Annotated in this window: 12 protein-coding genes; 3 read left to right on the top strand and 9 right to left on the bottom strand. The window is 45.0% G+C overall.

What is annotated here, in order from left to right:
- Positions 1-138: 138 nt before the first annotated feature.
- Both VMUT_RS07905 and thrC read right to left on the bottom strand, forming a co-directional pair.
- Positions 139-1,359, bottom strand: a complete 1,221-nt coding sequence (locus VMUT_RS07905) for an MFS transporter (RefSeq protein WP_013604898.1) — start codon at positions 1,357-1,359, stop codon at positions 139-141.
- Positions 1,360-1,481: 122 nt separating this feature from the next.
- Positions 1,482-2,705: a threonine synthase gene (gene thrC / locus VMUT_RS07900; protein WP_013604897.1), complete on the bottom strand. Its 1,224-nt coding sequence runs from the start codon at positions 2,703-2,705 to the stop codon at positions 1,482-1,484.
- Positions 2,706-2,831: 126 nt separating this feature from the next.
- Here thrC and VMUT_RS07895 point away from each other — a divergent pair, with 126 nt between their 5' ends.
- Complete coding sequence (locus tag VMUT_RS07895) at positions 2,832-3,812, top strand: homoserine dehydrogenase (protein ID WP_013604896.1); 981 nt, start codon at positions 2,832-2,834, stop codon at positions 3,810-3,812.
- 27 nt (positions 3,813-3,839) lie between these two features.
- Here VMUT_RS07895 and asd read toward each other — a convergent pair whose 3' ends face one another.
- The 3 genes from asd to cimA form a co-directional block, all read right to left on the bottom strand.
- A complete protein-coding gene (gene asd / locus VMUT_RS07890) occupies positions 3,840-4,859 on the bottom strand; it encodes an aspartate-semialdehyde dehydrogenase (protein WP_013604895.1) in 1,020 nt (339 codons plus the stop codon).
- The gene (locus tag VMUT_RS07885; protein WP_013604894.1) at positions 4,847-5,926 is read right to left on the bottom strand and encodes an amino acid kinase family protein; all 1,080 of its coding nucleotides are present in this window, start codon (positions 5,924-5,926) and stop codon (positions 4,847-4,849) included. Before VMUT_RS07885 ends, asd begins: the two co-directional genes overlap by 13 nt.
- A gap of 173 nt (positions 5,927-6,099) precedes the next feature.
- Complete coding sequence (gene cimA / locus VMUT_RS07880) at positions 6,100-7,659, bottom strand: citramalate synthase (protein ID WP_048056954.1); 1,560 nt, start codon at positions 7,657-7,659, stop codon at positions 6,100-6,102.
- 173 nt (positions 7,660-7,832) lie between these two features.
- Here cimA and VMUT_RS07875 point away from each other — a divergent pair, with 173 nt between their 5' ends.
- Entirely contained in the window at positions 7,833-8,336 is a 504-nt protein-coding gene (locus VMUT_RS07875; protein ID WP_048056953.1) for a 3-isopropylmalate dehydratase small subunit, read from the top strand.
- Between the two features lie 76 nt (positions 8,337-8,412).
- Positions 8,413-9,234, top strand: a complete 822-nt coding sequence (locus VMUT_RS07870) for a hypothetical protein (RefSeq protein WP_013604891.1) — start codon at positions 8,413-8,415, stop codon at positions 9,232-9,234.
- Positions 9,235-9,246: 12 nt separating this feature from the next.
- Here VMUT_RS07870 and VMUT_RS07865 read toward each other — a convergent pair whose 3' ends face one another.
- The 4 genes from VMUT_RS07865 to ilvB all read right to left on the bottom strand — a co-directional run bounded on the left by VMUT_RS07865 (position 9,247) and on the right by ilvB (position 13,621).
- A complete protein-coding gene (locus VMUT_RS07865) occupies positions 9,247-10,497 on the bottom strand; it encodes a 3-isopropylmalate dehydratase large subunit (protein ID WP_013604890.1) in 1,251 nt (416 codons plus the stop codon).
- 149 nt (positions 10,498-10,646) lie between these two features.
- Positions 10,647-11,630, bottom strand: coding sequence for a ketol-acid reductoisomerase (gene ilvC, locus VMUT_RS07860; protein WP_013604889.1), 984 nt, complete (start codon positions 11,628-11,630; stop codon positions 10,647-10,649).
- On the bottom strand, positions 11,623-11,907 hold the full coding sequence (locus tag VMUT_RS07855; protein ID WP_013604888.1) for an ACT domain-containing protein: 285 nt from the start codon (positions 11,905-11,907) through the stop codon (positions 11,623-11,625). Before VMUT_RS07855 ends, ilvC begins: the two co-directional genes overlap by 8 nt.
- 1 nt (position 11,908) lies before the next feature.
- The gene (gene ilvB, locus VMUT_RS07850; RefSeq protein WP_193387209.1) at positions 11,909-13,621 is read right to left on the bottom strand and encodes a biosynthetic-type acetolactate synthase large subunit; all 1,713 of its coding nucleotides are present in this window, start codon (positions 13,619-13,621) and stop codon (positions 11,909-11,911) included.
- Between the last annotated feature and the right edge of the window lie 234 nt (positions 13,622-13,855).

The raw sequence follows: 13,855 nt of genomic DNA, 5'->3' as shown, positions 1-13,855 counted from the left end.
CCTCATAAAAATTAAGGGACAGCGCATTTCTCCACCATCGTCTATGACCCAAATTAATAGTTTATAAATATTACAACACAGTACTATATAATTAATTCTCAATATTTAATTTTTACTTTATCCATCTATATTCTTCACTTAAGTCTTCATCTTCCTAATAATGGTTATGGCTGCCATAGAGCTTATCACCATTAATACGCTGCTCCATATTGTGTTTATGACTATTGCTGATAGCCATGGGCCTGGCTTTGTGGATGCTCCCGCCATCAATGTTGTTACTATGGCGGCCCAGGCCGCCAGCCAGGTACCGCCGTTATAGCTTAAACCAGCGCCTGTGGCCCTCACACTTGGCGGTAGCAAGTCCCTAATGTAAACTTGCATAACCCCAACAGGTAGTACTGCTATGAAGTCCCAAAGTAGCACTAACCAGCCATTACCAAGCATGAGTATTGCATACATCGTTGGGTATATGAGGGCTATTATTATTAACGCCGTGGTCAATAAGGCCCTTGCCGAGCTTCTTAACCAATCAACGAGGACGCCACCAAAGATGCTGCCAATAGCGTCGCTTGCCGATAATACCGTGAGTATTAGACCGGCTAGGGCTGGTGTGTAGTTGAGTACGCTTTGTAGTACAAACGGTGAGAGCTCGAGCATTACGTAGTACTCATAGAGGAAGCCCATGGTGGCCAGTAGAATCACTATTACGGGTAGCCAATACTTCGTGAATAAAACCCTGTAGGGAGTACTGACCTTCTCCGCCCTCTCCCACTCAAAGGATTCTGTTAGGAACTTCCTCCTAAATAGCCAACCAATTATTGTAGTGACAATACCGCTCCAAAACACGATCCTCCAACCAATAGTACTCAAGGCGCTCTGCGGCAGGTAAGTGGCGACTAAGGTGTAGGTGAAGGTGACGCCGAATATACCGAGGTCAAAGCCTGCCTGCATAATACCACTGGCCAACCCTCTCCTCTTAGCAACGCTTTCAACAGCCATAATACCGCTCGATGAGTACTCACCACCAAGGAAGAAACCAACAACAAACCTTAGAATCACTAGTAGTATTATCGCTAATATACCGGCCTGAGCATAGGTCGGTAGGAAGCCCATTAGGAAACTTGAAAGGCCTGCGCCAAGCATCGTTATATAAAGAACGCCACGTCTACCCAACTTATCAGCCAGGTTACCAAAGAAGACACCACCGAGGGGCCTAACAGCCAGTGATACGCTGAAGGTGGCCAACGTAGCCAGTATTGAGCCTAAATGACCTAGTTGACCGAAGAATAGAGGAGCTATTATTGGTGCAACGAAGGCATAGGCAACAAAGTCATAGGCATCCATTCCCCAACCTAGCATTGAACCAACGACATTGCGCCAGTTGTTCCTTACCTGTGTTCCAGGGACATAATCGCCGAAATTACGTACTTTATAGGTTATTTAAATTTTACCTAATTATTATTGATAATAAATAGACACCACTAAACATCAATGATTGATCTACCCATGATTAGTGCTTTGAGCTCGTCAATTGATGATATACTGACCGTGTGAACACTATCCCTCAATAACGCATCTGGATCCTTAAGTGCATGTCCTGTGGCTATTAAAACAACATTATCACTAGGATCGATCACACCCTCCCTTAAAGCCTTCATATAACCAGCCAACGATGCCGCACTAGCCGGTTCAACACCAACTCCCTCCCTACCAAGCACTCTCTGTGTCATTAATATCTCATCGTCGGAAGCATCGATAAAGAAGCCATTACTGTACTTAACAGCCCTATAGGCCCTATACCAATTAATTGGCTTACCAATCCTTATGGCGGACGCCACAGTACTTGGCTTATCAACTCTAGCCTCACCTAAGCCTCTCCAATACTTGACCAATGGTGCGGCTCCTGAGGCTTGTACACCAATCATTTTTGGCATTTTGTCTATTATATTGAGCTCCATCAATTCCCCAAACCCCTTCCAAATAGCATAAATATTCCCGCCATTACCCACAGGGACAAACACGTAGTCAGGCACACCGACCTCCTCAACAATTTCATAAGCAATCGTCTTCTGGCCCTCCAACCTCCACTGATTTATAGAATTAAGCGGATAATAACTGGCATTACCTGCACTACCACTTTCCAGAACAGTGCTTAGGACATACTCTAACGCATTATCAAATGTTCCAGGCACCTCCACAATCCTTGCGCCATGTAGTAATGCTTGGCCGAGTTTGCCCTTAGCAACACCACCCTTTGGCAGGACAACCATGCACTCAATACCGGCCCTTGCAGAGTAGGCTGCGGCTGAGGCCGCGGTATTGCCAGTGGACGCAACTATAATACCCCTAACACCCAATGATGAGGCTAATGAAACACCGACAGTCATACCCCTATCCTTAAAGGACCCAGTTGGGTTGGCGCCCTCAAACTTAACATAGGCATTGGGATAAGCCCTAAGCCTAATTAGTGGCGTTGACCCCTCACTCATGGTGATTACATTTTTGAGCTCAGGGAGTAAATCCCTATACCTCCAAACACCCCTACCACGTAACTCACCCCACTTAATCCTAATTTTCTCAGTAATAATCGATGCATCAAGTAATTCACCACACCGTGGGCACCTCATTATGTATGGGCTAGGCTCAACCTCATAACCACATCTTGGGCATTTAAGGACGTATTTACCCAACGGCTTTAATTGCATGTCTGGGTTTCCATTTCTATCCCCAGTCTTTCTACAATTTAGGTTATTTAAGCATTATCATTAAATTAATAGGGTATTGAGTACCGTAGTAATACTTTAAATATAATCAATAAATCTAGCGCAAAAATGAGAGGCGTTAGGATCTTAATCATTGGTTTTGGAAATGTTGGACAGGCATTCTATGAACTTCTCAATACTAAGAGGGATTTACTCAGTTTCGATATTACCATCGGTGAGATAATCGATAGGAGTCGCGGCTACATAATTAACCCAGGCCCTGACATCCTCAAGGATGTCGCTAAGGGTAGATTAATAGGGCGTAAGGTGGATATTGACGAGATACCTAGGCTGATAACGGAAAGTAATGCAGATATAGTGTGTGAGTTTACAGATCTGAATGTTAAATCTAGGGGTGAGCCAGCCTTTACATACTTGTCAACGGCTATTAGGAGTGGTAAGCATGTGATCACGACCAATAAGGGGCCAATAGCCTTTCACTACGATGAGTTAATGGAATTAAGTAGAAAGTATAATAGGTTGGTTAGGTTTAAGGGCACTGTCATGGCTGGAACACCATCCTTCAACATACTTAAACTGCTACCTGGTGCTCACGTTGAGTACTTCATGGGTATCCTGAATGGAACCACGAACTTCATACTAAGTAGGATGTATGAGGAGGGCTTATCATTCAACGAAGCCCTCAAGCTCGCCCAGCAGCTGGGTTATGCCGAGGCTGACCCATCTCTGGACATTGATAGTATTGATGCCGCGCTTAAGGTTGTCATTCTCTCTAGGGTTATTGGTTGGGGACATAGGTTTGAGAATGTGGAGGTTGAGGGTATTAGGGACATTGACATTAGGAGGTATGGTGATAAGGTGATTAAGTTGGTAGCCTATGCAGACAAGGGTAAAGCCTACGTAAAGCCCACACCACTTGACAAGAATGATGTCCTTGCCCATGTATCACGTAATCTTAACGCGTTGAGGTTTAAGCTAGACACGTTAAGTGAATTGCTCATTATTGGGCCTGGGGCTGGTAAGTTCGAGACAGCACAGGCGGTACTTACGGACCTAGTAGACATAGTTAATTCCATAAGGCTTAGTTAAGTTCTAATAATTCCTTGAGAATAGTTATTATAATATTTTTAGCGCCTTCATCGTTTCAAGGGTAAGTATTGTAATGCCTGCAGCACCGCGGACCAGATTATCCCCTAAGACAACCATTCTAAGTATATTGTTTCTAACGAGAACCCTACCAACACTAACAGCCATAGGGTCTAAATCCCTCATTGGCTGTGGTGCATCCACCCTATCGAGAACCTTTATGGGTTCCCGAGGCGCCGTCGGTAACTCCTGCTCCTGCGGGAATGACCTAAAGCCCCTCAGTCTCTCGATTATTTGTTTCTGATCAATACTATCATTAAGTACTGCGTGTATTACTGCCATGTGGCCGTACTTAACGGGAACTCTCGTTGTCGTCACATACACGTTTTTGCCCCAGGGCACGTAGTGATCCACGTATTGGTTCCCAAGCATCTTATTAATCTCGGCATCTATCTTCTCCTCCTCACCTTTTATGAACGGTATTACATTACCATCAATGGCGAGGTACGAGATGCCAAGGTAACCTGCACCAGAGACTGACTGAAGAGTGACTATATGGAGCTCCCTAATCAATTCATTAATGGGCTTTAGTGGCATTGATATTATGGCCGCCGTACAATTAGGATTCTTCACAAGCCAATTACCCTTAACCTCCCTAAGCACCGTTAGGTGGTTCCAATTAACCTCAGGGTTTATCAAAGGCACCCTAGGATTCATCCTCTCCGGCGATGCGTTGGAGATCACGTTAAGGCCAGAGGCAAGTAATTTACTCTCAACAGCATTGGCAACATCGTTGGGTAGCGCCGACAGGACAACATCCACGTCCTTATGGTCCGACGGATCCGTAGACACCAGCACCAGGTCTCTGGCGTATTCAGGGACATCGCCCGGCAGGAACCAATGAACAACCTCCCCATATTTTCGACCAACCTTACCTGGGGATGCCGATAGCTTGATAACTTCTATGAATGAGTGATTAGCCAATAACTTAACCATCCATTGCCCAACAAGGCCCGTAGAACCGAGTATGGAAACCTTCACCCTATCCATTTTCTCACCCACCTATGCACATCCCTGGTGAGATCTATTGCGTTGTCCCCATCATTTACAAGCATAGATATTACATGTACGTCATCGTTAACGACACCATTTATACCATGTGAAGATATAATCTCACTTAAATCCTTTATAACCTCATTATTCAGCGATATGCCACAACCAACAATAGAAACCCTATACAAGCCTTGGTTAATTCTACCAACGCTCACGACCTTAGGTACCCTAATACAGTTGTTCGTGATGTACGTGCCAGAGTCGAGTTGGGGGCTTGTTATTAACGTGAGGACCCTACTCTTCATAAGTGGTTCGAAGGTCTTTGGATGGAACTTCTTTGCACCAACCCTGGACGCCGCATGAGCCTCCTCATAACTAATCTCCTTAATGAGTATTGGATCCTCAACTATCTTAGGATCACCACTCAGCACACCACCACTGTCCGTATAAAACGTTAGTCTCGAGGCATTTAGGTAACTGGCGATTAATGAGGCCGTATAGTCACTACCACCCCTACCCAGTGATGTATATCTACCATCCATGGATATACCGAGGAAACCAGGGGTAACTATAATGTCGTACTTACTTAAAAGTCTCACGTACCTTTCACGAACATTTTTAAGGCTTAATTCATCAATTACCGAGGCATTACCCCACTCCTGATTTGTCACTATGCCGGGTTCGTAGATGGCCTTGGCATTAACACCAATTACCTCACTTAATACTTCGCTAACTAACAATGTTGATAGTAATTCACCATGGATGATCACGTGATCCTTAACCCACGGTTCACCCACACTAACGAACCTACGTAAATCCTCACCAACGAGTTCCAGGAACCTAGCGAGCCTATCAAGCCCTAGGTCAATAGCCTCATCTATATACATTTGGACTGCCTCATCTATTAACCGTGGATCGTGCTCATCAAGCGCCTTAATTAGCAGGTCCGTAATGCCCTTCATTGCGGAAACCACAAGAATAAGCTTATTACCGTGAAAATCCCTCTCAACAACCCTACTTATTGTGTTAAGGACAGATTTTCTAGTCAGTAATGAACCACCCACCTTAGAGACAGGGGCATCCCGTTCTAGTACTTGGTTTCCATTTCCATCTCACCACCTATATAGGCACGTACATAACACCTATTTAAAATTTACCTCAATCAAATGGATATATATTTACGTTCATGTTATAAATAACAATAATAATATATTAAATCCATACATCCCTAATTTAACTATTTATTATTAATGCTCTTACCAATTTCATTATTATTAATAATGAGGATATAATTAAGGCCATCCAACAAGGCCTTTACACTTGCGGCAATTATGCTTGTGGAGACACCCATTGTTTTCCACACCCTCCTCCCATCAGTGAACTCCATTAGAACACGAACAACACTCTCCGTACTCTTAACCTCACCCGGAAGTACGACGCGGTAATCAGTCAACCTAACACTATTCAGTTCTGGGTATATCCTCGAGGCAACATTCCTTATGGCCAGGTCAACCGCATGGACAGGACCAACGCCTTCAGCCACACTGAGTTCACCATTAACCTTAACCACAGCAACATTAAGATTGTGCTCGCCAAAGACCTTCCAATAATCAACGCTCAGGAAGTCCTTAGCAAGACCTAGTTCTCTTAGTACTACGAGTATGGCAGATGCTGGTGCGAGGTCGAAGCTATAACCCTCATTCTCCATAGCCTTTATTCTCTCCAGGGCCCTCCTAAGCCTTGGGTCGTCCTTACCGACACTAATTCCCAAATCCTTAAGGTAAATAAGGAGGTTTGACGTACCTGCCAGCTCTGAAACTACGAACCTCCTGGCATTACCCACGAGCTCTGGGTCTATGTGTTCGTAGGCCTTGGTTATTTTTGAAACCCCATCAACATGAAGCCCAGCCTTATGGGAAAATGCATAGTCACCGACATAGGGCTGATACGGATTTGGTTGAAGACCTGCCGCCTCATAGACAAAGTGCGATACCTCCCTCATCCTCCTAAGACTCTCCACACCCTTTAAGGCCTTGAACCCCATCTTAAGCACTAGGTTAGGAAGTACCTGAATTAGGTCGGCATTTCCCGTCCTCTCCCCAATACCATTTATAGTACCCTGCACATGCCTAGCCCCTGCCAAGACACCCATTAACGTATTAGCCACAGCACAACCCGAATCATTATGCATATGAACCCCAACCCTCACCCTAACCCTCTCGACCACCTTAGACGTTATTTCATAAACATCCATGGGAAGCATAGCCCCGTTAGTATCCGCAAGAACAATAACATCAGCACCTGCCTCCTCAGCCGTCTTAACAACCCTAAGCGCATAGTCAGGGTCCTCCCTAAATCCCTGATAAAAGTGCTCCGCATCGAATATAACCCCTAGCCCGTGATCCTTGAGGTATTCAACGTTATCATAAACCATGTCCAGGTTATCCTCAGGGCTAACCCTAAGGACCTCCCTAACGTGAAGTATCCAGGACTTACCGACAACAACCGCAACACCAACATCGGCATTTAGTATGGCTAGTAAGTTAGTATCATCCTTGGCACTGACCCCCTTCCTCTTAGTCATCCCAAAGGCAGCAATCTTGGCATGATTTAGGGAGTAATTTTTAATGGCTTTGAAGAACTCGGCATCCTTAGGGTTACTACCAGGCCAACCACCCTCTATGTAATCCACACCTAACTCATCAAGAAGCATCGCGATTCTGACCTTGTCATTTAGCGTGAAGGATATTCCGGTTCCTTGACTTCCATCACGGAGTGTTGTATCGAGAACCTCTATTGATTTCTAGACCACCCATACCATTATGGCATAATTATATTGCTTATTTAAGTATTACCCAGCTATATTTATCATAAATATATTGACCTGGGAACAATCATAGTCACTATATGAATTGAATAACCAGTAAATAGGGTAATAATTATAAATTTATGGAGGTTCTAAAACTCAGCATGTCCTCATTAGTCATAGAGGGTCCAGTGATTAAGGTTGGTGATAATATAGACACTGACGTAATAATACCAGCCAGGTACTTGGTATATACGGATCCAGCCATATTGGCTAAGCACGCTATGGAGCCTCTTGACCCCCACTTCTACGAGAATGCCAGTAGGGGTGTGGTTTTAGTGGCTGGGAGGGCCTTTGGTATGGGTTCAAGCCGTGAGCAGGCGGCAATCGCGTTAAAGGCGGCTGGCGTTAGGGCTGTGCTTGCAGAGTCCTTTGCCAGGATATTCTATAGGAATGCCATAAACAATGGATTACCGGTCCTAGTGGTTCCTAATGTGAGTAGGGAGGTTAACGAGGGCGATTTCGTGAAGGTGAATGTTAGTACTGGTGAGGTCATTGTAAATAACGGTCAAAAGGTTCTGAGAGCCAAGCCAATAACTGGAATGGCGCTTGAAATACTAATCAGCGGTGGTTTACTTGAATACGTTAAGTCACGCTTCAACTTATAGGTAAAACTTTCAATGAGGTCTCTACAGAAACTGGAGTACTAAAATCCTTTTTAAGTAAATAAGCAAGCATTTAACCATGAGTGTGAATAGTATCATTTGCGCTAGGGACTTATGGCATAAATTACTGGCATGGATAAGCGAGAGGCGCATCAGTACCATCAATATTGACCTTGAAGAGAAGGGTGATGCCTTGGAGTACAATGCCAGAACTTATGAGAGTCGCGAATTAACATATAATGGTAAGGATATTTTGAAGGCGGATGGTGAGGCACGCATAGATATACACGCCCCAATTAATTGCCTAGAAGAACTGAGTCATTACATCATAGACTTCATACGCAATAATGGCCATAAGTACAAGTTAATCAGATTCTCAGCACCGCAAAGCATAATTGAGAAGTATGTACCACCTCCAAATGCATGTAAGTGCTCGCTTAAGGATGCGTTGAAATACGTTAAGGACGTAATTAATCAATCCGAGGCTGATGTAGTTAATCTTTACCTAAGTACGGCTGTGCTGGAAAGCGGTGGATTTGGTGATAATGAGACCTTGCTAACCAACGATGATATTGAGGTGGAAAGCATAACGCTCCTAGATGGTACTGAGTCCTTTAATAAGGCTAATTATGTAATGAACTTAAGCAATGCAAAATGGGCAATACATATTGAAGGTGAATTAGAGGTTGATTATGGTAATGAGCAGGTAATTGAACTAAATATACGTGTTAATGCACCTAGGTCCCTATGGAAGCTCATAATTAATAATGTCAAGAGGTCATTAGATGGTAGGAAGTTACATGTTGTTAATGAGGATAAGGAGTTGGAGGAGTCTATTGAGTATAAGGGCGAGGAGGATTATGAAGCAGATGGGGTTAGGTTCGTAATAGGTCCTAATTAAGTCCTTCTCACGTTATGAAGGATATTTCCTTGGATCAGCGAGTTTACCTTCAAGTGCTGTCGCTGCAGCCACGGCGGCATTCGCCAGGTAAACCTTACCCTCCTTTGAACCCATCCTACCAATAAAATTCCTATTGCTTGTTGAGACTGCCACTTCGCCTGGACCAACAAGCCCAAAGTGCCCGCCAATGCATGGTCCGCAGGTTCCGTAGGTAACAACACAGCCGGCCTTCACGAGTATATCTATGTAACCAAGTTCAAGAGCCCTCTCAAACACGTCCCTGGAGGCTGGTATGGCTATGCACCTAGCCTTAGCCTTACCTCTCTTTAATATCTTTGCCGCGGCTTCAATATCGCTTAGCCTGCCGTTGGTGCATGAGCCTATGAACACGTAATCAACATCTAAGCCCTCAACCTCGCTTATCGACTTAACATTATCAACACTGTGGGGTGCAGCCACAAGGGGTTCAAGCCTACTTAATTCTATATCGTACTCATCCATGTACTTGGCCCCTAGGTCAGGCGTTACTGGCTTTACATCGAGATTCCTAGTATTACGTATGTAATTTATGGTTTCCTGATCAGGAATAAACATAGCTGCATCGGCGCCCATTTCCGTCCCCATGTTTGATACTGTGGCCCTATAATCCATTGGGAATGCGCTCGGGTCATCAACGTAGAACTCAACGGACTTGCCACTAAGGCCCTCTGCCTTAAACTCACGGAGTATGTGTAGTGCCACATCCTTTCCATAAACTCCAGGGTTTAGCCTACCCATTAGCCTTATCTTGAAGGGCTCAGGAATCATGAGCCAAGTCTTTCCAGTGATTACTATAGCGGCTATATCGCTTGCGCCAAGACCCTGCGCGAAAGCGCCCACGGCACCGGCGGTCGTTGTGTGGCTATCTGCGGCCATCACAACCTGCCCAGGCAATGCGTACTTCTCAAGGAGTAGTTGGTGTAGTATTCCATCACCAACATCATGGAAGTACTTAACATTTAACGATTTAGCAAGCTTCCTAAGCCCAACCTGAATCTCGGCAGCCCTCTCCGTCGGTGGTGGTGCTAAATGGTCGAAGGCCAAGACGAATTTGTCAAGGTCCCAGATCCTGACCTTACCCATCTTCTCCATAACCTCAATCACGTGGTAACCCGTCAAATCATGAAATGCCGCTAGGTCAACATTGACCTCAACAATATCGCCAGGGCTTATTGGCCTGCCCGAAGCCCTAGTTAGTATTTTCTCAGTGAGTGTTTGGGGCATTGTGTTAAGTTAAATATAGTATTTATATTAATTACCCACTAGGTAATTAATCTATAAAGTTACCCTAACACCCCTGGAACCTACTCATAAGTTAAAGACTGAATTAGAAATAATTTAATTGATTTTAAATTGGCACGGAATTGACGGATTTAACCGCTACGCATCATCATCCTCAACTCCTCACCAATCCTCTCCACCTGACTATTCTGCACCTGCTTAAGGAGTTCTCTCAATTTAAGCGCACCCCTCTGGTTCTCATTAACCCACTCCCTTGCAAACTCTCCATTCCTAACCCTCTCGGCAGCCTCCCTCATCCTCCTCTTAACATCCTCATTAATCACGAAGGGACCAACTGTTAATCCACCATACCTAGCCGTCTCACTAACACCAAGCAGCATGCCGGTCAGTCCGCGTTCCCATATTAAGTCCATTATTAACTTAGCCTCGTTTATTGCCTCGAAGTAGGCAACCTCAGGTTGGTAACCAAGTTCCACCATAACCTCAAAACCGTATTTAAGCAATTGCAGTAATCCGCCAACCAACACATTCTGCTCGCCAATCAGGTCAGTCTCCGTCTCCTCTGCGAAGGTAGTCTCAATAACACCAACCCTCGTGAACCCATTAGCCTTAGCCACAGCAAGGGCTGTCTTAAGCGCATTGCCAGTAAAGTCTTGGTGAACAGCCACCAGGGCAGGGACACCCCAACCTCTAACGAATTCATCTCTAACGGCCTTACCAGGAGCCTTAGGTGCTATTAGAACTACGTCGACATCGTTAGGTGGTTTTATTAGTCCGAACCTTATGTTGAAACCGTGGGCGAAGATCACATTCATGTCTCTCCTAAGGTTCGGTGCTATTTCAGCAGACCAAACACTTGGTTGCGTCATGTCTGGAAGCAGTACGGCGATTATATCGGCCCTCTTCACGGCCTCACTCACGGAATATACCTCGAAACCCTCCTGCCTGGCCAAATCAAAGCTCTTACCAGGTCTGACGCCAATAATAATCTTAACACCGCTATCTCTCATATTTAGCGCCCAGGCTCTGCCCTGAATGCCGTAACCTAGCACAGCAACGACCTTTTTACTTAATATCGATAGATCCACATCCTTATCTTTGTATATTTTAGCCATTTCTTATTACCACCTTATTCGGCTGTACTTCTTCGGGCATATATTTAACATTTACTATATCGTAAAGTTTATCAAGCTTATTACAAATCCACCTAACTTCGTCCTCCTCACCGGACGCCTTTACCGAAACCCTTATCGCCGAATCGCTCATATCCACGGTTATGTGCCTAATAGTGACCTTACCTCTCCTGAGTACGTTCATGGCTCTAACCACAGCATCCAATGGGTTAACATCATTAATTATCGTGAATTCTATTGAGAAGTTGCTATAACTCATACTAATCACCTCTGTACCTAAGGTCCACATGGAATCCCTCGGGCATTATGACCTCCTCAAGCCACTTGCCAGACGGCACGAACGGTAGCACGAAATCTCTCTCCCTATCTATCGTAACATCCACTATCAAGGGCTCATTATTCCTAACGGCCCTTGAGACCGACATCCTCAACTCATCGTAATTACTGGGTCTCACGCCATCAATACCGTATGCCTCAGCGATTTTCATGAAGTCCGGGTTCACGTTGAAGTCCACGGCAATTATCCTCTTACTGTACAGCATGGCTTGCCAATGCCTAACGAGCATCAGTGTTGAGTTGTCGAATATCGTGATTATTATTGGTAGGTTGTATTCACGGATAAGGGCCAGGTTCTGCATCGTCATTTGGAAGGAGCCATCACCATCAATATCAAGCACAGGAACATCTGGCTTAGCTATCTTCGCGCCAAGTGCCGCCGGTATTCCGAAGCCCATAGTACCAAGGCCGGCGCTGGTTATGAATGTGCCTGGTACATAAACGTCCCAATGAAGCTCACACCACATCTGGTGGCTACCAACACCAGTAGTGGTTATGGCATGCGGTGGCATGACCTCCCTAAGTACCTTTAGGACTCTCCAAGGCGCGAATCCGCTGAATGGTACCTTATTCCTATACTCCTCATAGCTCTCCTTAATACTCCTTAGCCACCTTATGAATGCCTCATGACTCTGCTCTAGGGCCTTTGGTACTAGGTTTATCATCGCTGAGAGCACAGTCTTAGCATCCCCAACAATACCCACCTCAGGCTTCACGTTCTTACCAATCTCGCTTGGATCAATGTCTATGTGTATGATCCTCCTACCCCTCCTAAACTCATTAAAGTTTCCCACAGTCCTATCACTGAACCTAGTGCCCACAGCCAGTACTACATCGGCGTTGATTAAGGCCGCATCAGCCTCAAGCCTACCATGCATTCCAGGTGTCCCCATAACCAATGGGTGATTACTTGGTACGCAGTTTTTACCAAGCAGTGTCGTCACTATGGGCATACCCAACAACTCGGCGAGGATTAGTACCTCATTAGTCGCACCACTCCAACACACACCACCGCCAACAAGCATTACAGGCCTTTCAGCATTTAGGAGTAGTTTAATGGCGTAGGAAATAAGTGATGGGTCTGGTTCAGGCAGTATCTTCTTGGCAATATGAATATCCCTAGTGATTTCACTCTTAGTCTCGGATAATTGGACGTCCCTAGGCGCATCTATTAGCACAGGGCCTGGTCTTCTATCGATAGCAATTTCATACGCGGCCCTGTAGGCTGGGACTAAGTCCTCGGGTCTCTTAATCATGAATGTGTGCTTCGTTATGGGCATTGTAGCACCAACTATGTCCGTTTCCTGAAAGGCATCCCTACCAAAGAATATCGTGGGTACCTGACCAGTTATGGCTATTAATGGCGATGAGTCCATCATGGCATTAGCAAGCCCCGTGACCAAATTCGTGGCGCCAGGCCCAGAGGTCACGACAACGATCATGGGCTTCCTAGTCACCCTACCATAGGCATCAGCGGCGTGTATAGCACCCTGCTCATGCCTAAACATGTAAACCTTAATCCCCGAGTTATAAAGGGCGTCGAAGAATGGCATTATTTGGCCACCAATTATTCCGAAGATCTCATTAACGCCCATACTCTTCATCTCCATAACAAGTAAATCAATAGCTCTAGGCATAATCACCACCTAGTACCCTGTTACTATCGTTGGGGTACGTATTGGTTCTTCGCCGATCTTGGTCCTCATTTTTATCCTTACTGTACGTAAAGAATAAAGTACCTCATTGGACATAAGTTAATTTATAAAATATTTAAGCTTTTCCACCGCGTAATTAGTATAATGTGGATCAACCAAGCAATATGGCTAGTCTATATCTTAAGGAAATACTTAAATAGAGTATTTTTATTTAAG

This window comes from Vulcanisaeta moutnovskia 768-28 (assembly GCF_000190315.1).
Classification (GTDB): domain Archaea; phylum Thermoproteota; class Thermoprotei; order Thermoproteales; family Thermocladiaceae; genus Vulcanisaeta; species Vulcanisaeta moutnovskia.
The sequence above is the reverse complement of the archived record's forward strand: the minus strand, read 5'-3'. Positions and strand labels throughout refer to the sequence as shown.